Source organism: Streptomyces sp. ICC1 (genome assembly GCF_003287935.1).
Taxonomy (GTDB): Bacteria; Actinomycetota; Actinomycetes; order Streptomycetales; family Streptomycetaceae; genus Streptomyces; species Streptomyces tritrimontium.
On sequence record NZ_CP030287.1, the window covers coordinates 7,942,098 to 7,962,871 of the forward strand.

Genomic DNA, 20,774 nt, shown 5'->3' on the forward strand with positions numbered 1-20,774 from the left:
CCGTTTGGTGCCGCTCAGCCGCTGACGCCGCGGCCGAGTTCCCACAGCTGGAGGTCGGAGATGGCGTTGACCGACCACTCCACTCCGGTGATCCCGTCGCGTGCGGCGACGTACTGCTTGCCCTGCCACAGGGGCAGGACGGGTACGTCCTCGGCGACGATGTCCTGCATCTCCGTGATCGCGGGAACGGCGACGCCACGGTCGACGGCGCGCCTCGATTCGGGGATGAGCTTGGTGCGCACCGCGGTGTTGGCGTACGGCGTGCCCAGGAAGTTGTCCTGCTCCAGGAACGGGGCGAGGAAGTTGTCGGCGTCGGGGTAGTCGGGGAACCAGCCGAGCCCGTAGGCGGCGTAGTCGCCCTTCTTCTGCGCGGGGCGGAATTCGGACCAGTCGGCGCCCTGGACGGTGACGTCGAAGAGCTGGGTGGAGTTCAGCTGGGCCTTGAGGGCTTCGAACTCGGCCGCGGTGCCGTCGCCGTAGTGGTCGTTGGTGTAGTTGAGGGTGAGCTTGACCGGGGTCTTGATCCCGGCGGCCTTCAGCAGGTCGGCGGCCTTGGCGGTGTTGGCTTCGCCGTACTTGTTGAAGAAGGAGTTGACGTGGCCGGTCACGGTGGTGGGGACCAGCGAGTAGAGGGGCTGCGCGGACTTCCCGTACACCTTGTTGATGAGGGCGCCCCGGTCGACGGCGGCCGCGAGGGCCTGGCGTACGGCCTTGTCCTTGACGGTGGGTGCGTCGGTGTTGAAGCCGAGGTAGCGGATCTCCAGGCCGGGCATCGGGACGAGCTTGATGCCCTTGGGGGGCTTGGCGGAGAACTCGGTGATCTGGGCGGGCGACAGGGTGCGGGAGACCATGTGGACGCTGCCGTCCTCCAGGGCCTTGACCATGGCGTCGGAGTCCTCGAAGGCGCGCAGCTCGGCCTTGTCGTTCTGCGGCTTCAGATCACCGCGGTAGTTCGGGTTCTTGCTGAAGACGGCGCGGACGAGGTGGTTGTCCTTGACTTCGGTCTTCACCGTGTAGGGGCCCGAGCCGTCGACGGCGAAGCCCTGGCGGAGCTTCTTGGCGTCGTACTTCTTGGCGCTGACGATGCCGGCGGCGGGGGTGGAGAGCTTGTACGGGAAGGTCGCGTCGGAGGTCTTCAGGTGGAAGACGACGGTGTCGGCGCTCTTGGCCTCGACGGTGTCGACGGTCGACAGGAGCGAGGAGGGGCCGTTCTCGTCCTTGATGGCGATGACGCGCTCGATGGAGAACTTGACGTCCTGGGCGGTGAGCGGGTCTCCGTCGGCGAACTTGAGGCCGGGGCGCAGGGTGCAGCGGTAGCTCTGGTTGCCGGTGTCGGTGAAGCGGCAGTCGGAGGCCGCTTCGGGGACGGGCTGGCCGCCGCCGCGCGGGGTGTGCATCAGCGTCTGGACGGTCTGGCGCAGGATGTTCCAGGTGCCGGCGTCGTACGCGTAGGCGGGGTCGAGCGGGGCGGGGGCGTAGTCGGCGGCCTCGAACCGGTCGGTGGTTCCGACGACGATCGCCCCGGATCCCGCGCCGCCTCCGCTGGTGCTGCCGCAGGCGGTCAGCGCGGGGGTGAGCAGGCCGGCGGCTGCCGTCAGCACCATGGTCTTGCGGTTCATGCTGGAAGTACTCCCTCGACCCGGCACTTGTTCAAAGCTGGCGTGGAGGGCATCGCGACGGTCGCCCGTTCTGGGCGGAACGATCGGGCCGGTGATGTGACGATCGGTCCACGCCGTTCCGGCAACAGGGGGTGTGTTTCCGGGACGGCTGAGGTGCGGCGCAGTGCCCGGATCGACATTAGTGGCCTGCGGAGGGGTGGCTTGAACCGGCCGGAGCGGGGGCGTTATCGCACCGTTGCGGGAGCGTACCGGGGGTGTGCGCGGGGGCGTTCGCAGATTCGGTCAGGTGCTGATCAATGGGGACACAAGGGATGGCCGGGGAGGGCGCGGAGTGGTGCGAAGGGGGACTTGTGGGTGACAAAGGTCACCCGGGACAACTCCCCCGGGAGGGATGGAATTTCGGCCTCCGGGGAATTAGGCGAAAGATCCGCCCGCGGGACCTCGGTCCCGGGGGCGGATCGTCCCGTACGCAGCGTGCGCGGTCAGTTCATCGGTGTGATGAGGGAGCGCAGGAAGGTCAGGTCCACGTCTTCGAGGGAGCGCACGATGGTGCGGCCGGGCCCGGGTGCGATCAGGCCGACGGAGGGGATGGCGACGACCCGGCAGCCGGCGGCCTCGGCGGCTGCCACACCGGTGGCGGTGTCCTCGATGACCGCGCAGCGCGAGGGGTGGGCGCCGAGGGTGCGGGCGGCGAGGAGGTAGGGGTCGGGGTGCGGCTTGGTGCGCGGGACCTCGTCGCCGGCGACGGTCATGGTGAAGCGGTCGCGGCCGAGGGTGAGCAGGACCCGGTCGATGACGCGCCGGTGGGAGGCGGAGACGAGGGCGGTGGGCACGTTGTGCCGGGCCAGCTCGCTCAGCAGCCGCTCGGCGCCGGGCATGAGGGGCACGCGGTCGGCGATGCGGGCTTCGAAGCGCTCGTTGAGCAGGACGGTGAGCTCGGCGATGCTGATGTCGGCGCCGGTGGATGCGATGAGGAAGCCGGCGCTGCGGGTCATGGGGCCGCCGACGACGATGTCGCGCCAGGCCTCGTCGAGGCGGTGGCCGAGCTCGCCGAAGACGTCGACCTCGATCTCCCACCAGAAGCCCTCGGTGTCCACGAGGGTGCCGTCCATGTCGAGCAGCACCGCCTGCAGGGCATGTCCGTCGGCCGTACGGGCGACGGGGGCGGGAACTGTGCTCGTCATGCGCGCACCTCTCTGAAGGTCCTCGGGGGACGACGAGGCCGGTCACCTCAGCCCTCGGGGCGTGCCCGGGGGTGACAGGTGACCGGCCTGTATGGGACCGACTAGTGTACGCCGGTCCGCCTCAGCGTGCGTTGAAATACTTCGCCTGGGGGTGGTGGATGACGATCGCGTCGGTGGACTGCTCCGGGTGGAGCTGGAACTCCTCGGAGAGGTGGACGCCGATCCGCTCGGGCTGGAGGAGGTCGGCGATCTTGGCGCGGTCTTCGAGGTCGGGGCAGGCGCCGTAGCCGAGGGAGAAGCGGGCGCCGCGGTACTTCAGGTCGAACATGTCCTGGACCTGTGCCGGGTCCTCGCCGCCGAAGCCGAGCTCGGCGCGGACGCGGGCGTGCCAGTACTCGGCCATGGCCTCCGCGAGCTGGACGGACAGTCCGTGCAGCTCGAGGTAGTCGCGGTAGGAGTCGGACGCGAAGAGCTTGGCCGTGGCCTCGCCGATCTTCGAGCCGACGGTGACGACCTGGAGGCCGACGACGTCGATCTCGCCGGACTCCTCGGGCCGGAAGAAGTCGGCCAGGCAGAGGCGGCGGCCGCGGCGCTGGCGCGGGAAGGTGAAACGGGTCCGCTCGTTGCCGGCCTCGTCGAGGATGATCAGGTCCTCGCCCTTGGAGACGCAGGGGAAGTACCCGTAGACCACGGCCGCTTCGAGCAGGTTCTCGGTGTGCAGCTTGTCCAGGAGGCCGCGCAGGCGGGGCCGGCCCTCCGACTCGACCAGTTCCTCGTACGTGGCTCCGCCGGCGCGGGCCTGCTTGAGGCCCCACTGGCCCTTGAACAGGGCGCCTTCGTCCAGCCAGGAGGCGTAGTCCTTGAGCGGGATGCCCTTGACGACACGGGTGCCCCAGAACGGCGGGGCGGGGATCGGGTTGTCGGTGGAGGTGTCGGAACGGCCGCCGGGCTCCTCCGCCTCCTCGACGGGGACGGGCGTGTCCCGCTTGGCGACGCGGCGCTGCTTGAGCTCGGGCAGGCTGGCGCCCGGAACTCCGCGCTTCACGGCGATCAGGGCGTCCATGAGGCGCAGGCCTTCGAAGGCGTCGCGGGCGTAGCGGACTTCGCCTTCGTAGATTTCGTGGAGGTCTTGTTCGACGTAGGCGCGGGTCAGGGCGGCGCCGCCGAGGATGACGGGGTAACCGAGGAGGGTCGTCGGCGGGGTCAGATGTGTATAAGAGGCGGCGGAGGAGCTGGGGGGTCAGCCCCGCGCCGCCGCCGGCGGGTTGTAGGGCGAGGGACCGCCGAACGCCCAGCGCAGCCGGGTCGCCCCGTCGATCTGCACCACACGCTCGATGTCGAACTCGCACATCCGCAGGGCGCCGGGCACGGCGGCCCGGTCCCCCTCGGCCCAGTTGATCCGGGCCTTCCCCGTCAGCTGGAGGGTGTTGCCGGACTCCCAGTCGAGGAACAGCAGCCCGCAGCTCTCATTGAGCTGAAGGTTCCCCAGGGTCATGTAGAAGGAGTTGCCGAAGTAGTCCGGCCAGACGAGCTTGCGCGGTCCCGCCACCGAGACGAAACCGGGGTCGCCGCCCCGGTGCGAGGAGTCCGCGCCGTAGCCGTCCGCCTGGCTGGCGATGAAGAAGGTGTCCGCGCCGCGGATCCACTTCTCCTGCTCCGGGGTGAGTCCCTCGCCGCTGCGGATCTCCCGGGACCCGGCGGGCCCGTCCGCGACCGGAACCCGCACCTGCAGGTACTTGGGGCAGTTGCCCAGCACCTGCTCGGTGCGGATGTGCAGCAGATCCCCTTCGCGCCGCGCCACGCCGTTGATCCTGATCCGGCTCGTCGTGTGCGGTTCGAGGGCGAGCAGGCCGATGTCGGCCGTCTCCTCGAAGGCACTGGCGAGCGGGTCGCCCGGCACGGGCACGGACGACAGCGTGATCGTGTGCCGGCCCGTGGGCAGGGCGAACCCGGGATCGCCCGTGACCAGCGAGGACCACATGGCCCCCGTCGCGTCGGCGCCGCCCAGGAAGAGCATCCGCTGGCGCATCAGGTACTGGTCGAATCCGGGCTGGATCACATCGTCGAACATGGGCGAGCCCCAGCCGGGCCCGCCTTCGCCGGCCTGCTTCTGAACGGCCTGCTCACCCTCGTGATGGGTGGTCTTGATCACCACGGAAACCTCCGGTCGGGCACGGGCGCCGCATCGGGAACGGACACCCGCTCGGGAACGGCGACGCGTACGGCGACGCGTTCGGGAACGGCGACGCGTTCGGGAACGGCGACGCGTTCGGGAACGGCGACGCGTTCGGGAACGGCGACGCGTTCAGGAACGGGCGCCGATCAGCAGGGCGGTGTCCACGACACGGTTGGAGAAGCCCCACTCGTTGTCGTACCAGCCGACGATCTTGACCTGGCGGCCGTCGCCGATGACCTTGGTCAGGCCCGAGTCGAAGATGCAGGACGCGGGGTCGGTGACGATGTCGCTGGAGACGATCGGCTCGTCGGTGTAGGTGAGGATGCCCGCGAGAGCGCCCTCGGCGGCCTTCGCGAAGATCTCGTTGACCTCCTCGACGGTCGTCGCGCGCGCGACGCGGACGGTGAGGTCGGTGGCGGAGCCCGTCGGGATCGGCACGCGCAGCGCGTACCCGTCGAGCTTGCCCTTCAGCTGGGGGAGGACCAGGCCGATCGCCTTGGCGGCGCCGGTGGTGGTCGGCACGGTGTTGGTCGCCGCCGAGCGGGCGCGGCGCAGGTCGGTGTGCGGACCGTCCTGGAGGTTCTGGTCCGCGGTGTAGGCGTGGACCGTGGTCATCAGGCCGTGCTCGATGCCGAGCGCGTCGTCGAGGACCTTGGCCAGCGGGGCCAGGCAGTTGGTCGTGCACGAGGCGTTGGAGACGATGTCGTGCACGGCCGGGTCGTAGAGGTTGTCGTTGATGCCGAAGGCGATCGTCAGGTCCTCGTTCTTCGAGGGCGCGCTGATGATGACCTTGCGGGCGCCGGCCTCCAGGTGGGCGCGGGCCTTGTGCGCGTCGGTGAAGACGCCGGTGGACTCGATGACGACGTCCACCTCCAGCTCGCCCCACGGCAGCTTGGCGGGGTCGCGCTCGGCGGTCACGCGTATGGTGCGCCCGTCTATGACGAGGTTGCCCTCCACGGCGCGGACGTCGTGGCCCAGTCGCCCGAGGGTGCTGTCGTACTTGAGCAGATGGGCCAGCGTCGCGGCGTCGGTGAGGTCGTTGACGGCGACCACCTCCAGGCCGGTGCCCCGCTGAAGGGCGGCGCGGAAGAAGCTCCGGCCGATGCGGCCGAATCCGTTGATGCCGACCTTGATCGTCACGTGATACCCCTCTTCGGAAACTACATCCATGACCGCACGTAAAGCCGCGTTGTCCGGCCAGTCCTAATCGTCAACTGTACCGCGTGACCTGTTGACGTGGTTGCCTAAATGCGCCTGCTCATCGCCTGTTTGCGCATGAAAGCCGAGGTGGGGCCGCAGGCATTGGAACTTCTGATGGCATACGAGTACCTGCATGCCGGTATGTTTTTATGGGCCTGCCTGTCACGATGGCATGACGCTTCCCGGAGCGAGGAGAACGATGGACATGCTGCCCCTCCGCGGGCCGAGCGCATTCGTGCCGGACCGCAGTCCACCGGTTGCCGCGTACGCCCCCGGTGCGGCGCGGGTCGTCCGCGGACTCGACGAGTCCGTCCACGGCACCGTCGTGCGACGCGACTTCGGAGACGTCACCATCACCCTCGTCACCGGCGAGCCCCACGAGGTCCTGCGCCCCGGCCGCCACATCCGCCCCGGCGCCGCCGAGTACCTGAGGGTGTTCCGGGCACTGGCGGGCGAGATCCACGTGCACCAGGACGGGCGCCGGGGCCAGGCGAGCGGCCCCCAGATCATCTGCTGCGACAGCAGCCGCCCCTACCGTCTCGTGCTGCCCCGCCCCTTCCACCTGGTGGAGGTCCTGCTGCCGCACCGCCACCTCGGGATGTCGGCCGACGACACCGCGAAGCTCACCGCGACCGGCTGGTGCGGGCGCATGGGCGCCGGCGCGCTGCTCTCCCAGCTCCTCGCCGGACTCCACGACCACGGCACCGAGATCCACTCCGCCGTCGACCGGGTCGGATCCACCGTGGCCGGCCTGACCGCCGCCGTCCTCGCGGACCGGCTGCGCCACGTCGCCGCCGAGGACGAGGTCGCCCGCCACGGCCTCATGCTGCACATCCAGTCCTACATCCGCGAACGGCTCTCCGACCCCGGCCTCACCCCGCAGGCGGTCGCCGAGCACCACAACATCTCGCTGCGCTACCTCCAGCGGATCTTCCAGGACCACGGGACCAGCCCCGCCCGCTGGATCCGCGACGAGCGCCTCGCCCGCTGCCGGTACGAGCTGCGCGATCCACGGCTCTCCCACCTGCCCGTCGGCGTGATCGGTGAACGGTCCGGCCTCTACCAGGCCTCCCACTTCAGCCGGCTCTTCCGCGACCGCTACGGACTCACCCCGCGCGGCTACCGCACCACGCGCGAGCCCGTCGCCACCTGACGGGCACCGACGGGCCCGCCACCCCGACGGACCCCTGACGAGCACTGACGAGCACTGACGAGCACTGACATCCGAGGAGGATGACGGATTTGACCGGCACGAGCTTCGAATTCCCCGGTGAGTACTACGAGATCATGCGGAAGGACTTCCGCAACCTCGCCGCCGAGACGGAGTTCCTCGCGTCCCTGCTCCCCGAGGCGGGCACCGTGCTCGACCTCGGCTGCGGCACGGGCTCCAACCTGCGCGCCCTGCGCGAGCGCGGCCACCGCGGCACCGGCGTCGACCAGAGCGCCGCGTTCCTGGAGTACGCCCGCGCCGCCGGCGACGAAGGCATCTCCTACGTGGAGGCACGCGCCGAGACGTACCGCACCGAAGGGCGCTACGACCTCGTCTACAGCCTCTTCATGACGCTCAACTACCTGGAGCGCGCCGAGCTCCCGGCGGTCCTGCGCTCCCTGCGCGAACTGCTGGCCCCCGGCGGGCAGGTCGTCCTGGAGTTCGGCCACATGCTGAACTTCGTCGACTCCTTCCAGCCCCACACCGTCGCCCACCACCGCGGTCCCGACGGAGTCCTCATCACCCGCCTCGCCCGCCAGGCCATCAACGCCCACGCGGCGAACTGGCGCAACGAGGAGACCCTGCTGGTCCGCACCCCCGACGGCACGGTCGCCATGTACGACAACTTCTTCGACCAGGCGGTGCTGACCGGGCCCGAGGTGCGCGAGCTGCTCGCCGCGGCGGGACTGACCATCACCGCCGAGTACGGCGGTTTCCGCAAGGAGCCCGCGCCCTTCCACGGCCGCGGCCCGCTCGTCATCGTGGCCACCGCGACCACGGCCGCGACCGCGACGACGAACGCCACCGACACCGACACCGCTCAGCAAGAGGAGAACCAGGCATGACCGGCACCGGCATATCGCTGCTCGACGGCGGGCCCGCCCCCGAAACCGGCGTGGCGCACCTCGGCGAGGCCCTCGTCCGCGCCGCCGGCGCCGAGGACGGCCGCGGAGTGACCTACATCCGCCCGGACGGCACCGAGGACCACCAGAGCTACGTCGAACTGCTCGACGACGCCTCGCGGATCCTGGCCGGCCTGCGCGCCTCCGGCGCCGGCGCCGGCGAGAAGATCATCCTCCAGTCGGACGACGACACCGACCTCCTCGGCGGCTTCTGGGCCTGCGTCCTGGGCGGCTTCCTGCCGCTGCCCGTCAGCGCCGACGCGGTCAACGGACCCGGCCTGCTGGAGCGCGTGTGGAGCGGCTACGGCCGCCCCCGCGTGCTGACCGGCACCGGCCAGGAGATCGCGCCCGCGGTCACCGCCGACGCCGGCTGGGCCGCCGCCCACCTCGGCGACGTGGCGAGCCTGCGCGCCGCGCACGAACCGGACCTCGACTGGCACGAGCCCGCCGCCGTCGACCCGGTCGTCCTGCTGCTCACCTCCGGCAGCACCGGCGTGCCCAAGGCCGTCACCCTGACCCACCGCAACGTCCTCACGCGCAGCGCCGCCACGGCCCGCGTGAACAAGCTCGACGCGGACACCCGCACCTTCAACTGGATGCCGTTGGACCACATCGGCGGGCTCGTCATGTTCCACGCCCGCGACGTCTTCCTCGGTGCCGCCCAGGTCCACGCCAAGATCCAGTGGGTGCTCGAGGACCCGCTGCGCTGGCTCGACACCGTCTCCGCGCACCGGGCCGACACCACCTGGGCGCCCAACTTCGCCTTCGTGCTCGTCAACGACCAGGCCGACCGCTTCGAGGGCCGCGGCTGGGACCTCAGCCCGCTGCGCTACATCATGAACGGCGGCGAGGCCGTCCGCTCCGGCGTCGTACGCCGCTTCCTGGACCTGCTGGCCCCCCACGGGCTGCCCGCCACCGCCATGTTCCCCGGCTGGGGCATGTCCGAGACCACCGCCGGCGTGGCCGACTGCCAGTTCACCGAGGCCGCCGCCGGCGACGACCGCTACGTGCCCGTCGGCCGCCCCCAGCCCGGCACCCGCATCCGGGTCGTCGACGAGCACGGCGAGCTCGTGCCCTGGGGCGTCACCGGCCGGCTCCAGGTCACCGGTTCGACGATCACCTCCGGGTACTACGACAACCCCGTGCAGAACCGGCAGTCCTTCACCGAGGACGGCTGGTTCAAGACCGGCGACCTGGCGTACGTCGAGAACGGCATCCTCACCGTCACCGGCCGCACCGACGACGTCATCCAGCTCGGCGACATCGCCTACCACGGCCACGAGATCGAGGCCGCCGTCGAGGAACTCGGCTTCATCGAGCCCTCGTACACCGTCGCCTCCCTCGTCACCTCCGAGCCCGGCGGCGCCGAGGAGCTCGCGGTCTTCTTCAGCCCGCGCACCGGGACCATCACCGCCGAGGAGGGCGAGCAGATCCGCGAGCGGGTCCGCGAGCGCCTCGGCGTCGACGTCCGCCACCTGCTGCCCGTCGACCGGTCCGAGATCCCCAAGACCGGCATCGGCAAGCTCCGCCGGGCCCAGCTCCGCAAGAGCTTCGAGGACAGCCTGGCCCCCGTGCCCGCCGGCAGCGCGGCCTGACCGTACGGATGGCGCTCCGGCGGCGGGCCCGTCGCCGGCGGCGCCATCCGTGCGCCGTCTCTCCCGGGCCGGGCCGGCCCGCGGCTTCCTCCCGGCTGTCCCCGGGAGGGTTCCCGACCGGGCGCCGCACCTCTCCCCCCACGCTCCACCGGGAGGTGCACGGCGCCCGGTGCCGCGGGCCGGGCCGGTCCCGAAGAGACGGCCCGTGTCTCCACCCCCTACGCACGAGGAGCGCCCATGGCGCAGCAGGAGAGAGCCGAGCGGACGCGCCGGGCTCTGATCAACGGCGCCGCCAAGGCCATCGACCTGTACGGATATGAAGGGGCCTCACTTGTCGTCATCTGCACCGCCGCCGGGGTGACCAAGGGCGCCCTGATGTACCACTTCCCGGCCAAGGACGACCTGGTCCGGGCGGTGCGCAGCGAGGCCCGGCAGACGACCGCCGCGGCACTGGACTCCGTACCGCGCACCGGAGTCCGGCCGCTGCAGGCCGCCGTCGACATGACGCACGTGGTCGCCGGGCGGCTCGGGCACGACCCGGTCGCGCGCGCGGGAGCCCGGCTGACCCGGGAGTTCCCGCACTACCCGGACGCCGGCGGCTCCTGGACCGATCCGGTCCGCGCCGAGCTGGCCGCCGCCCTGCACGGGGTGTCCGACCCCCGGGAGATCGCCTCCCAGGTCGTGTTCTCCCTGATCGGGATGGACGTGTCCCTGCGGGCGGAGGAGCCGCGGCCGGGCCGCTCCTGTCGTTCGCTGCGCCGGCACGTGACCGGGCTGTGGCAACTGCTGCTGCCGGGGATCGTCGCCGGGCCGCACACCGCGGAGCCGTACCGGGCCGAGGGCTCGTCCCCGTTCTGCGCGTTCGAACCCGTATCCGAAGCCGCGATACCCGGACGACGGAGATGACCATGCGGGATCCACGCCCGCTGACCGGCGAGCCGCTCAGCCTGGACCTGCTCAACACCCTCTGGCACGACCGCTACGGGCACCACGACCTGCTCGACTCCCTGGGCGGTCTCACGCTCTGGCTGAGCGGCTCCCGGGCCGCCGCGCTCCACGGCCGGGGCGAGCTGCGGACCGACCCGGTCACCCTCGCCACGGCCAGGGAGGCCCGCACGGTGCTGGCCCCTGCGCGTATCCCCATCCGACGCTGCCGACGATCTTACTTGTCCATCTATTGGGCGTCTGCGTCTGCTCAAAAGACTACGCGGGGGTCCGGGAAGGTGTATAAGAAACAGTTCCTTGGGGGGTATCGACGGGGACTTGTTCTGGTCCCCGATGGTCAGGAGACGGGGTCGAGGAGGGAGTCGAAGGCGGCGGGAAGCGTCTTCCACGCCTCCCGCCCCGCCGCGTACTCGGCATCGGTGAGCAGGCACGACTCCAGGAGCAGTTCCAGGCCCTGCCGGTCGAGGCCGGGGGAAGTGAAGACGAGGTGCTGGCAGCAGTCGCCGTGTTCCGGATGCCAGTCGAGGGAGGCGGCCGCTCTGCGCATCGGCGGCTCCATCTCCCAGGCGGCGTCCGGGAGGGAGGCGAGCCAGGGTCCGGCGTTCTCCACGCAGAGGGCGCCGCCCGCGGCGTCCCAGGCGAGCAGGGTGTCGGGGCGGTCGGCGAGCCAGAACCGGCCGCGGCTGCGGGCGGCGGCGCAGCAGAGGTCTTCCAGCGCTTCGTAGAGCCGTTCGGGGTGGAACGGGCGGCGGCGGTGCCAGACGAAGGTGGTGACTCCGGCTTCCTCCGCCTCCTGGGGCAGCAGGGCGCAGGCCGGGTGCTGGGCGGCGGCCGCCGTTTCCACGTCGAAGCCCGCGAAGGCCGCCTGGGCGAGTTCGCCGGATCCGGCGGGTACCCGGCGGGCGGTCGGGTGGAGCTGGGCGAGGAGGGCACGGTCCTCGTCGTCGGCTTCTTCGCTGTCGACGAGGGCGAGGACGGGGGCGTACTCCAGCTGCCGTGCCCAGGTGTCCCCGACGGTGCGCTGGTCGGTGGCGGCCGCGGCGAGACCCACCTCTGCCAGGTCGTCTCCGTTGACGAGGTAGGGCAGTACGAGCGCAGGGTCGACCGCGGTGATCACGCCGGTGAGATCGAGTACGTCGCCGCCGTGTGCGACGACGACCTCGGCCATCGCCTTGGGCTCGACGGAGTCCCACAGCTCGACCACCGCCAGCCGGGTCATGCCGCCGTCGGCTAGCCGTTCGAGCTCTGGGACCAGGTCCTCGCGCAGGGCGCAGCAGGCGCAGTCGTTGAAGAGCGGGGCCTCGCCGCGGGACAGCTCGCCCGAGGCGTCGCGCACCAGGCGCAGCACCGTGCCCGCCGGCGCGGTGGCCAGGTCGTGGTGGAGGGCGACGCTGCCGGGCACGGTGCGCAGCAGCCGGTCCACGACCTCCTTGCGGGCGTCGGAGTGGAGCCCGCCGACGATGACGACGGGCAGTCTCACTTGTGGCCCCCGTAGCGGCGCTCGAAGCGTTCGACGCGTCCGGCGGTGTCCAGGACTCGGGCCGTGCCCGTGTAGAAGGGGTGGCTCTGCGAGGAGATCTCGACGTCGATGACGGGGTAGGTGTTGCCGTCCTCCCAGTCGACGGTCTTCACGCTGGTCGCCGTGGACCGGGTGAGGAAGGCGAAGTCGGCGGCCTTGTCGCGGAAGACGACGGGGCCGTAGGCGGGGTGGATTCCAGGCTTCATGACGGCGTCCTTCAGGCAGGGGAGCGGGAGGGGTCAGCGTTCTTCGCGGAAGTCGACGTGGCGGCGGACCACCGGGTCGAACTTGCGCAGCACCATGCGGTCCGGGTCGTTGCGGCGGTTCTTGCGGGTGACGTAGGTGAAGCCGGTCCCAGCGGTGGAGCGCAGCTTGATGACCGGGCGTACTTCGTTGCGTGCCATGCCGCTACTATACGGGAATGGAAATCGTTTTCAATAGCGGTTCCGACTCAAAGAGAGGCAGGTAACACCGTGTCCGCCCACTGCCAACTGACCGGCGCCCACCCGGGCTTCGGCAACACCATCTCGCACTCGCACCGGCGCACCTCCCGCCGCTTCGACCCCAACATCCAGCGCAAGAGGTACTGGCTGGCGAGCGAGGGTCGCCATGTCCGCCTGACGCTGAGCGCGAGGGCCATCAAGGCCATCGACATCATCGGCATCGAGGCCGCCGTGGCGCGGATCCGCGCTCGGGGGGTGAAGGTCTGATGGCCAAGAAGAGCAAGATCGCGCAGAACGAGAAGCGCAAGGCGATCGTCGAGCGGTACGCCGCCCGGCGGGCCGAGCTGAAGGAGGCCGTGCGGCGGCCGTCCTCGACGGAGGCCGAGCGGAGTGCCGCCGTTGCGGAGCTGCGGAAGCAACCCCGCGACGCCAGTGCGACCCGTGTGCGGAACCGGGACAGCGTGGACGGCCGCCCCCGCGGTCACCTCCGCAAGTTCGGACTCTCCCGGGTCCGCATGCGCGAACAGGCGCACGCCGGCTTCCTCCCCGGGATCACCAAGTCGTCCTGGTAGCGCCTGCGTATCGGGTGGGAGCGCGCGGGCCCATGTCTCCGGCGGGGTGTGGGCCCGCGCGCCACTGCCCGGCGTGTCACGTGCCTCAACTGAGGGGAAACCGAATGCCCAAGGGTCTGCTGAGCGTGGTGACCGGCAACTCGCCGGACGTCCGAGGCCTGGTGGTGGACCAGCTGCTGCGAGCGAGTCCGCGCGCGGTGGTGCTGGCCGTGTCGATCCAGGCCCGGGACAAGGGGTATCCGGTGGTGCAGCGGTTCACCGCCGGGGCCGATACCGAGCTGCACGGGACCCTGGCGCGGGGCGCGACCGGTGATCCGGTGGTGATCCTCCGCCAGGACCTGCTGGCCATCCGGCGGGCCATGGGGGCGCCCCATCTCATCCTCGCGCTGCCGCAGGAACTGGATGTCCTGCCGTTCCTGGTGGAGTTGTGGCAGCCGCGGATCGGCGTGAGCGCGGTGTCCGACCACTATGACCCCGCGCCGGTACTGGTCGGCGTCGACCCGGCCTCCTTCATGGCCGACATCGGGTGTGTCCACCGCGCCGTGGGTCTTGGGGACGGTACGGGCGACGCCACTCCCACGACGCCGGCTGAGGTCGCCGCCCGCCAGGTGGAGGCTGCGGACGTGCTGATCGTTCCCGCTCCGGCGGACGGCGGTGGCCGCCGGGTGTCCGGGGCTGCTGCCGCGCTCGTCGGCCACCTCAACGCGCACGCCCTGCTCCTGTCGGTCTCCGACCGTGCGGAGGCGGCGCCCCAGCTCCCCCCGTTCCTCACGCGGCCCGCCCCGGCCGGAGCGAGCGACGAGTGGCGGACGCGGCTCGAGCCGGTGAACGTGCCGCGCTCGCATTCCGGTAGCCGCCACGGTGTGGAATCAGTGCTGTGGCGGGCGCGGCGCCCGCTGCATCCCCAGCGGCTCGCGGACGCCTTGGCCGCGGTGATGATCGGTGTGGCGCGCAGCCGCGGGCACCTGTGGCTGGCCGGCCGCCCTGATGCCGTTGTCGCCTGGCGCTCGGCCGGGGCGCACCTGGAGCTGAGGGAAGCCGATCGCTGGCTGGAAGCGGGGGACCCGAAGGCCTGGGAGGCCGCCTCTCCGCAGCGGCGGACGCTGGCGTCGTGCTTCTGGCACGACTACTACGGGGAGCGTCGCAACGAGATCGTCTTCACCGGCATCCACCTGGACGAACGGCGGGTGTGCTCCGCCCTGGACGAAGCCCTGCTCACGGACACCGAGCTGTCGCTGGGCCGGGACGCCTGGGCAGCTATGCCCGACCCGCTCCTCGGTGCTCCGTGATCTCGGCGGCCGCCGTGTCGTGAAGGCCCAAGCGCAGGTGCTCGACGTGGAAGAGGGCCTGGTCGAGCAGCTCGGCGACGTGGTGGTCGTAGAGGGAGTAGACGATCGAGCGGCCCTGACGTTCGCCGGCGACCAGGCCTAGGTTCCGGAGCAGGCGCAGCTGATGGGAGCAGGCAGACGGTTCCATGCCGACGGCTTCGGCGAGATCGCCGACCGCGCACGGGCCCTCCTGGAGGCGGGCGAGGATGTATAGCCGCGAGGGGGTCGCCAGGGCTTGGAGGGTTGCGGCGACGTCTGCGGTGCCCACGGCGTCCAGGCGTTCGCGCGTGGTGGCGGAGTTCTTGTCGTCCATTCCATGGCCCATGGCGGCCATCTTACCGGCGATACCTGAAGACCTGTTCAGATGTTCCTGTATCTTGGAGGCGTAGTCGTCCTCTCGCCCGTGAAGGGTTGATTTGCATGCCTTCTGTCCTGCTCCAGCGTCCTCAACGGGCGGCGGAGGTTGCTTCGGCGCCGCGGCGGCGCCGTACGCGGGTGTTCGCACTCGCCGAGGCACGCTGGGCCGCGGCCGCATTGGCGCTCTTCCTGCTCGCGCTGCCGCTGCAGCTTGCCGACGCCCCGGCATGGTCGTGGGGTCCGCTGTACGCCGCCGCCTACGTCACCGGAGGCTGGGAGCCGGCCTGGTCCGGGTTGCGGGCCTTGCGGGACAAGACCCTGGATGTGGACCTGCTGATGATCGTCGCCGCGATCGGGGCGGCGTCGATCGGGCAGGTGATGGACGGCGCGCTGCTGATCGTCATCTTCGCCACTTCCGGCGCGCTGGAGGCAGTGGCCACCACCCGCACCCAGGACGCGGTGCGCGGCCTGCTCGACCTCGCGCCGCCCGCCGCAACACGCCTGACCGCAGGCGGCCGGGAGGAGATGGTCGCCACCGTGGACCTCAAGGTCGGGGACGTCATCCTGATCCGCCCCGGCGAACGTGTCGGCGCCGACGGCCGGGTGTTGGAGGGTGCCAGTGAGGTCGACCAGGCCACCATCACCGGAGAGCCCCTGCCGGTGGTGAAGGAGATGGGTGACGAGGTGTTCGCGGGGACTCTCAACGGCACCGGCGCCCTGCGGGTCGCGGTGGAGCGGGACGCCACAGGCTCGGTGATCGCCCGGATCGTGGCCATGGTCGAGGAAGCCTCCGAGACCAAGGCGCCTACCCAGCTCTTCATCGAGAAGGTCGAACAGCGCTACTCCCTCGGCATGGTGGCCGCCACCCTCGCCGTATTCGCCGTCCCGATGGGCTTCGGCGCGGACCTCACCGGCTCTCTCCTGCGCGCCATGACGTTCATGATCGTGGCATCGCCGTGCGCCGTCGTGCTGGCCACCATGCCGCCGCTGCTGTCCGCCATCGCCAACGCGGGGCGCCACGGCGTACTGGTGAAATCCGCCGTCGTCATGGAACGCCTGGGACAGGTCGACGCGGTCGCACTCGACAAGACCGGCACGCTGACCGAGGGCACCCCGCGCGTCACCGCGATTCGCCTGCTGGCTGGCAGCAGCCTCGACGAAGACGGGCTGCTCGCCTTGGCGGCCGCCGCGGAACACCCCAGCGAACACCCCCTGGCCCGCGCCGTGGTGGCCGCCGCCCGCGATCGCCGCCTGCACCTGGCCGACGTACGGGACTTCGCGTCCGCCCCCGGAATCGGAGTGACGGCCACCGTGCACGGTCACACCATCCAGGCAGGAGCCCCGGCGCGGCTGCTGGACGCCGCTTCGGACGCGGCCTCGGCACACGCTGCGCTGGTGGCGGGAGAACTGGAGGCCGGCGGCCGTACCGCCGTCCTCGTTCAGCGCGACGGGATTCCGGTCGGCGTGCTGGGCATCACCGACCGGCTGCGCCCCGATGCCGCCGACACCGTCACGGCCCTGCGGGCGCTGACCGGAGCCTCGCCGATGCTGCTGACCGGCGACAACCCGCGTGCCGCAGCGAGCCTTGCCGGGGAACTCGGTATCACCGAGGTACGGGCCGGGCTGCTGCCCCAGGACAAGGTCGCCGCCGTCCGTGAGCAGCAGGCGGCCGGGCGCAAGGTGCTGGTCATCGGCGACGGCGTCAACGACGCCCCAGCGATGGCCGCCGCTCACATCGGCATCGCCATGGGCCGCGCCGGCTCCGACCTCGCGCTGGAAACGGCGGACGCGGTCATCGTCCGAGACGAACTGGCCACCGTACCGGCCGTGATCGCGCTTTCCCGCGCCGCGCGCCGCCTGGTGGTGCAGAACCTGGTCATCGCCGGGGCGTTCATCTCGGCCCTGGTGGTCTGGGATCTGGCCGGACACCTTCCGCTGCCGTTGGGCGTGCTGGGCCACGAGGGATCGACCGTCATCGTCGGCCTCAACGGGCTGCGCCTGCTGGGTACCGCTGCCTGGGAGCGAGCCGCTCGTCCCTCCGAGAATGCCCGATGAGCCGCTGTGGGGAGAAGGCCCAGGACCACCAAGGCCGGGTCCTCTAATCGCCGGTTCCTCTCCCGCACCTGGCAGCGCAGGAGTTCATGGATCCGCTGGTCCGTGCCGTCGTCCCGCCAGGCGGCGAAGTAGTAGTACGTCGCACTCTTCGGCGGCAGGTCGTTCGGCAACAGGGCCCACTGACAGCCGGTCCGGGACTGGTAGAGGATCGAGTTCACGATCTCCCGCATCGGATAGCGGCCTTGGTGGCCACTCACGGAACGGTGCCGGTTCTTCCAGGCCGTGAGCACCGGCTCGATCAACGCCCACTGCTCGTCGGACAAGTCGCTCTGGCACGGCTTTCGCTCACTCATCCCACCGATCCCAGCGGGCCACCGGCACCGGATCGGAACGTTCCGGCTTCGCCCACACCATCAGGCGACACCAGAGCCACTCATGAGCTCATGAACCGCCCACTGGGGGCCGCCCCGCTGGAGGACCGCCGAGTGCGTTGACGCCCACCGGCCTTCCGCATGTTTTGGCTGACCTGCTTCCGATGCCCTCGAGTGCGTCGCGATCCTTGAATCGACCGCAAAGGGCCCCTGACCTGTATCTTTGATCGATGTGTGTGATGTGCGCTACATGAGTTACGGGCGGTAGCTTGATGCTGGTCTGACGCACGTGACGCACGTTCGACACGTGCCCGATGTATTTGCTTACGGAGTGTCAGTAACAGAAAGCCGCCTCCGGACCCAGGCTGTACCCCTGGTTCGGGAGGCGGCTTGTTGCTGCGGGCGGTCTGGCTGGGCCGCTGCCTGAGCCGCGGTCCGGGCTTCCCCTCCCGAGCACGTTCTGTGACGGGGAGGGAAGGCGGTCACACCCCCGCCAAATCGCGCGTTCCGTGCGGCTCGCCGCCGTAGCTCCCCCTCAAGATCCCGACTGGGCGCCCGGGACCAGAAGTGGGTTCAGGTCTTGCTCTTAGTGAGCGTGGCCGTCGTTGTGGGCTGGGGTCTTGGGGGTGGGCTTTGTTGTCGGGGAGGCGCTGGGAGTGGAGGCAGCCGGGGCTGACGGGGTCGTGGGTGCGTGGTCGTCTGCGGATGCCGGGCACGGCGTACGACCGCCCGCCCCACCCCGTGAGAGCTCAGCTCATCCCGATTCTTGGTTAAGGAGCCGCGCAGCGATGGCCCGCCGCAGCACGAAGACCCCGCCGCCGCCGGAGGATTTCGAGGAGAAGATCCTCGACATCGACGTCGTCGACGAAATGCAGGGCTCCTTCCTCGAGTACGCGTACTCGGTGATCTACTCCCGCGCCCTGCCCGACGCCCGCGACGGCATGAAGCCGGTGCACCGGCGCATCGTCTACCAGATGAACGAGATGGGCCTGCGCCCCGACCGCGGCTACGTCAAGTGCGCCCGCGTCGTCGGCGAGGTGATGGGCAAGCTGCACCCGCACGGCGACGCGTCGATCTACGACGCCCTCGTGCGCATGGCGCAGCCCTTCTCCATGCGGCTCCCGCTGGTCGACGGCCACGGCAACTTCGGCTCGCTCGGCAACGACGACCCGCCGGCCGCGATGCGTTACACCGAGTCCAAGATGGCCGACGCCGCGTCGATGATGACGGACGGGATCGACGAGAACACCGTCGACTTCGCCGCGAACTACGACGGGCAGGAGCGGGAGCCGGTCGTCCTGCCGGCCGCGTACCCGAACCTGCTGGTCAACGGCGCATCCGGGATCGCGGTGGGCATGGCCACCAACATGGCCCCGCACAACCTGGGCGAGGTCATCGCGGCGGCCCGCCACCTGATCCGCTATCCGGAGGCGGACCTGGAGGCGCTCATGCGCTTCGTGCCGGGTCCCGACCTGCCCACCGGCGGCCGGATCGTGGGCCTCGCGGGCATCAAGGACGCCTACGAGAACGGGCGCGGCACCTTCAAGATCCGCGCCACGGTGGCCCTGGAGGACGTGACCCCGCGCCGCAAGGGCCTGGTCGTCACCGAACTGCCCTTCACGGTCGGCCCCGAGAAGGTCATCGCGAAGATCAAGGACCTGGTCGGCTCGAAGAAGCTCCAGGGCATCGCGGACGTCAAGGACCTCACCGACCGCTCGCACGGCCTGCGCCTGGTCATCGAGATCAAGAACGGTTTCCACCCGGAGGCCGTGCTGGAGCAGCTGTACAAGCTGACGCCGATGGAGGAGACCTTCGGCATCAACAACGTCGCGCTGGTTGATGGGCAGCCGCTGACGCTGGGCCTCAAGGAGCTGCTGGAGGTCTACCTCGACCACCGCTTCGAGGTCGTGCGCCGGCGCAGCGAGTTCCGCCGCGGCAAGCGGCGCGACCGCCTGCACCTGGTCGAGGGCCTGCTGGTGGCCCTGCTCGACATCGACGAGGTCATCCGGATCATCCGGGACAGCGACAACTCCGCGCAGGCCAAGGAGCGCCTGATGGAGCGCTTCTCGCTGAGCGAGATCCAGACCCAGTACATCCTGGACACGCCGCTGCGCCGCCTCACCCGCTTCGACCGGATCGAGCTGGAGTCCGAGCGCGACCGGCTGGCCGGCGAGATCGACGAGCTGTCCGGGATCCTCGACTCCGATGCCGAGCTGCGCAAGCTGGTCTCCGCGGAACTGGCCGCGGTCTCGAAGAAGTTCGGCACGGAGCGCCGTACGGTGCTGCTGGAGTCTGCGGGCACGGCCGTCGCGGCGGTCCCGCTGGAGGTCGAGGACACCCCGTGCCGGGTGCTGCTGTCCTCCACCGGCCTGCTCGCCCGCACCGCGAACGCCGACCCGCTCCCCGAGGAGGAGGGCGGCGCCCGCGCCAAGCACGACCTGATCGTCTCGCAGGTCGCCGCGACGGCCCGGGCCGACATCGGCGTGGTCACGTCGTACGGACGGCTCCTGCGGCTGCCGGTCATCGACCTGCCGCAGCTGCCGGACACCCATGCCGCGCCGAACCTGGCGGGCGGCGCCCCGGTCTCGGAGTTCCTCTCCGGGCTGGAGGCGGACGAGAAGGTCGTGTGCCTGACCTCGCTGGACGAGTCCGGGCAGGGCCTCGCGATCGGCACCGAGCAGGGCGTGGTCAAGCGCGTCGTGCCGGACTACCCGGCCAACAAGGACGAGCTCGAGGTCATCACGCTCAAGGACGGCGACCGGATCATCGGCGCGGTCGAGCTGCGCACCGGCGAGGAGGACCTGGTCTTCATCACGGACGACGCCCAGCTGCTGCGCTACCCGGCGGGCCAGGTGCGCCCGCAGGGCCGCCCGGCGGGCGGCATGGCGGGCATCAAGCTCGCCGACAACACCAAGGTGATCCACTTCTCGGCCGTGGACCCCGCGCGCGACGCCGTGGTGTTCACGGTGGCGGGCTCGCACGGGACCCTGGACGACTCGATGCAGTCCGGGAAGCTGACCCCGTTCGACCAGTACCCGCGCAAGGGCCGCGCCACCGGCGGCGTCCGCTGCCAGCGCTTCCTGAAGGGCGAGGACGTGCTGCTCCTGGCCTGGGCGGGCGGTTCGCCGGTCCGCGCGTCGGCGGCGAACGGCACCCCGGCCGCGCTGCCCGCCGCCGACCCGCGCCGGGACGGCTCGGGCACGGCGCTGCCCGCCGTGGTCGCGGCGCTGGCGGGAGCCGCGCTGTAGGAGGTTCCAGCTCATTCGGGTGGTACGTCCGGGGGACGTACCACCCGAAT

Annotated in this window: 17 protein-coding genes and 2 pseudogenes; 9 read left to right on the forward strand and 10 right to left on the reverse strand. The window is 70.8% G+C overall.

The genetic code is table 11. The features are described from left to right. Nucleotides 1-14 precede the first annotated feature (14 nt). From DRB96_RS37160 to gap, 5 genes and pseudogenes are all read right to left on the reverse strand, one after another. On the reverse strand, nucleotides 15-1,619 hold the full coding sequence (locus DRB96_RS37160) for an ABC transporter substrate-binding protein (protein ID WP_112452372.1): 1,605 nt from the start codon (nucleotides 1,617-1,619) through the stop codon (nucleotides 15-17). A gap of 482 nt (nucleotides 1,620-2,101) precedes the next feature. Continuing rightward, a complete protein-coding gene (locus DRB96_RS37165; RefSeq protein ID WP_112452373.1) occupies nucleotides 2,102-2,803 on the reverse strand; it encodes an HAD family phosphatase in 702 nt (233 codons plus the stop codon). Nucleotides 2,804-2,924: 121 nt separating this feature from the next. Then, nucleotides 2,925-3,983 (reverse strand): annotated as a pseudogene (locus DRB96_RS37170) (vitamin B12 dependent-methionine synthase activation domain-containing protein); the annotation flags it as partial. Between the two features lie 60 nt (nucleotides 3,984-4,043). Beyond that, on the reverse strand, nucleotides 4,044-4,958 hold the full coding sequence (locus DRB96_RS37175; protein ID WP_204357913.1) for a pyridoxamine 5'-phosphate oxidase family protein: 915 nt from the start codon (nucleotides 4,956-4,958) through the stop codon (nucleotides 4,044-4,046). Between the two features lie 150 nt (nucleotides 4,959-5,108). Beyond that, complete coding sequence (gene gap / locus DRB96_RS37180; protein ID WP_112452374.1) at nucleotides 5,109-6,119, reverse strand: type I glyceraldehyde-3-phosphate dehydrogenase; 1,011 nt, start codon at nucleotides 6,117-6,119, stop codon at nucleotides 5,109-5,111. 259 nt (nucleotides 6,120-6,378) lie between these two features. On the opposite strand from gap, the gene DRB96_RS37185 reads away from it, so the two are divergent. From DRB96_RS37185 to DRB96_RS37200, 4 genes are all read left to right on the forward strand, one after another. Then, nucleotides 6,379-7,332, forward strand: coding sequence for a helix-turn-helix domain-containing protein (locus DRB96_RS37185; RefSeq protein WP_162688880.1), 954 nt, complete (start codon nucleotides 6,379-6,381; stop codon nucleotides 7,330-7,332). Nucleotides 7,333-7,421: 89 nt separating this feature from the next. After that, nucleotides 7,422-8,234: a class I SAM-dependent methyltransferase gene (locus DRB96_RS37190; RefSeq protein WP_162688879.1), complete on the forward strand. Its 813-nt coding sequence runs from the start codon at nucleotides 7,422-7,424 to the stop codon at nucleotides 8,232-8,234. Next, nucleotides 8,231-9,886: an AMP-binding protein gene (locus DRB96_RS37195; protein ID WP_112452377.1), complete on the forward strand. Its 1,656-nt coding sequence runs from the start codon at nucleotides 8,231-8,233 to the stop codon at nucleotides 9,884-9,886. The genes DRB96_RS37190 and DRB96_RS37195 overlap by 4 nt, the downstream gene beginning before the upstream one ends. A gap of 237 nt (nucleotides 9,887-10,123) precedes the next feature. Further along, nucleotides 10,124-10,792, forward strand: coding sequence for a TetR/AcrR family transcriptional regulator (locus DRB96_RS37200; protein ID WP_112452378.1), 669 nt, complete (start codon nucleotides 10,124-10,126; stop codon nucleotides 10,790-10,792). A 376-nt stretch (nucleotides 10,793-11,168) separates the two neighbouring features. Here DRB96_RS37200 and DRB96_RS37205 read toward each other — a convergent pair whose 3' ends face one another. Genes DRB96_RS37205 through rpmG form a run of 3 tightly spaced genes read right to left on the reverse strand, consistent with a single transcriptional unit; the run spans nucleotide 11,169 to nucleotide 12,754 of the window. Continuing rightward, nucleotides 11,169-12,311: a GTP-binding protein gene (locus DRB96_RS37205; protein WP_112452379.1), complete on the reverse strand. Its 1,143-nt coding sequence runs from the start codon at nucleotides 12,309-12,311 to the stop codon at nucleotides 11,169-11,171. Further along, a complete protein-coding gene (locus DRB96_RS37210) occupies nucleotides 12,308-12,556 on the reverse strand; it encodes a type B 50S ribosomal protein L31 (RefSeq protein ID WP_112452380.1) in 249 nt (82 codons plus the stop codon). The genes DRB96_RS37205 and DRB96_RS37210 overlap by 4 nt, the downstream gene beginning before the upstream one ends. A 33-nt stretch (nucleotides 12,557-12,589) precedes the next feature. Next, entirely contained in the window at nucleotides 12,590-12,754 is a 165-nt protein-coding gene (gene rpmG, locus DRB96_RS37215) for a 50S ribosomal protein L33 (RefSeq protein ID WP_079430716.1), read from the reverse strand. 69 nt (nucleotides 12,755-12,823) lie between these two features. Here rpmG and rpmB point away from each other — a divergent pair, with 69 nt between their 5' ends. The 3 genes from rpmB (at nucleotide 12,824) to DRB96_RS37230 (ending at nucleotide 14,654) form a co-directional block, all read left to right on the forward strand. Further along, nucleotides 12,824-13,060, forward strand: coding sequence for a 50S ribosomal protein L28 (gene rpmB / locus DRB96_RS37220; RefSeq protein WP_112452381.1), 237 nt, complete (start codon nucleotides 12,824-12,826; stop codon nucleotides 13,058-13,060). Beyond that, on the forward strand, nucleotides 13,060-13,365 hold the full coding sequence (gene rpsN, locus DRB96_RS37225) for a 30S ribosomal protein S14 (protein WP_112452382.1): 306 nt from the start codon (nucleotides 13,060-13,062) through the stop codon (nucleotides 13,363-13,365). Before rpmB ends, rpsN begins: the two co-directional genes overlap by 1 nt. 104 nt (nucleotides 13,366-13,469) lie before the next feature. After that, nucleotides 13,470-14,654, forward strand: a complete 1,185-nt coding sequence (locus DRB96_RS37230; protein WP_112452383.1) for a GTP-binding protein — start codon at nucleotides 13,470-13,472, stop codon at nucleotides 14,652-14,654. On the opposite strand, the gene DRB96_RS37235 is transcribed toward DRB96_RS37230, so the two are convergent. Continuing rightward, nucleotides 14,623-15,018, reverse strand: a complete 396-nt coding sequence (locus DRB96_RS37235; RefSeq protein WP_112454216.1) for a metalloregulator ArsR/SmtB family transcription factor — start codon at nucleotides 15,016-15,018, stop codon at nucleotides 14,623-14,625. The two genes, DRB96_RS37230 and DRB96_RS37235, sit on opposite strands and share 32 nt — an antisense overlap. A 95-nt stretch (nucleotides 15,019-15,113) precedes the next feature. Here DRB96_RS37235 and DRB96_RS37240 point away from each other — a divergent pair, with 95 nt between their 5' ends. After that, on the forward strand, nucleotides 15,114-17,105 hold the full coding sequence (locus tag DRB96_RS37240; RefSeq protein ID WP_112452384.1) for a heavy metal translocating P-type ATPase: 1,992 nt from the start codon (nucleotides 15,114-15,116) through the stop codon (nucleotides 17,103-17,105). Nucleotides 17,106-17,125: 20 nt separating this feature from the next. On the opposite strand, the pseudogene DRB96_RS37245 reads toward DRB96_RS37240, so the two are convergent. Further along, a pseudogene (locus DRB96_RS37245) lies at nucleotides 17,126-17,458 on the reverse strand (transposase); the annotation flags it as partial. A gap of 806 nt (nucleotides 17,459-18,264) precedes the next feature. Between DRB96_RS37245 and DRB96_RS37250 the strand changes: the two are divergent. After that, the gene (locus tag DRB96_RS37250; protein WP_112452385.1) at nucleotides 18,265-20,724 is read left to right on the forward strand and encodes a DNA topoisomerase IV subunit A; all 2,460 of its coding nucleotides are present in this window, start codon (nucleotides 18,265-18,267) and stop codon (nucleotides 20,722-20,724) included. The last annotated feature ends 50 nt before the right edge of the window (nucleotides 20,725-20,774 follow it).

What these genes read in the sequence shown, in the direction of transcription:
- DRB96_RS37160 (WP_112452372.1), bottom strand. Translation starts at nt 1,619, where the DNA reads ATGAACCGCAAGACCATGGTGCTGACGGCAGCCGCCGGCCTGCTCACC.
- DRB96_RS37165 (WP_112452373.1), bottom strand. Translation starts at nt 2,803, where the DNA reads ATGACGAGCACAGTTCCCGCCCCCGTCGCCCGTACGGCCGACGGACAT.
- DRB96_RS37185 (WP_162688880.1), top strand. Translation starts at nt 6,379, where the DNA reads ATGGACATGCTGCCCCTCCGCGGGCCGAGCGCATTCGTGCCGGACCGC.
- DRB96_RS37195 (WP_112452377.1), top strand. Translation starts at nt 8,231, where the DNA reads ATGACCGGCACCGGCATATCGCTGCTCGACGGCGGGCCCGCCCCCGAA.
- DRB96_RS37200 (WP_112452378.1), top strand. Translation starts at nt 10,124, where the DNA reads ATGGCGCAGCAGGAGAGAGCCGAGCGGACGCGCCGGGCTCTGATCAAC.
- DRB96_RS37210 (WP_112452380.1), bottom strand. Translation starts at nt 12,556, where the DNA reads ATGAAGCCTGGAATCCACCCCGCCTACGGCCCCGTCGTCTTCCGCGAC.
- rpmG (WP_079430716.1), bottom strand. Translation starts at nt 12,754, where the DNA reads ATGGCACGCAACGAAGTACGCCCGGTCATCAAGCTGCGCTCCACCGCT.
- rpsN (WP_112452382.1), top strand. Translation starts at nt 13,060, where the DNA reads ATGGCCAAGAAGAGCAAGATCGCGCAGAACGAGAAGCGCAAGGCGATC.
- DRB96_RS37230 (WP_112452383.1), top strand. Translation starts at nt 13,470, where the DNA reads ATGCCCAAGGGTCTGCTGAGCGTGGTGACCGGCAACTCGCCGGACGTC.
- DRB96_RS37235 (WP_112454216.1), bottom strand. Translation starts at nt 15,018, where the DNA reads ATGGGCCATGGAATGGACGACAAGAACTCCGCCACCACGCGCGAACGC.
- DRB96_RS37240 (WP_112452384.1), top strand. Translation starts at nt 15,114, where the DNA reads ATGCCTTCTGTCCTGCTCCAGCGTCCTCAACGGGCGGCGGAGGTTGCT.
- DRB96_RS37250 (WP_112452385.1), top strand. Translation starts at nt 18,265, where the DNA reads ATGGCCCGCCGCAGCACGAAGACCCCGCCGCCGCCGGAGGATTTCGAG.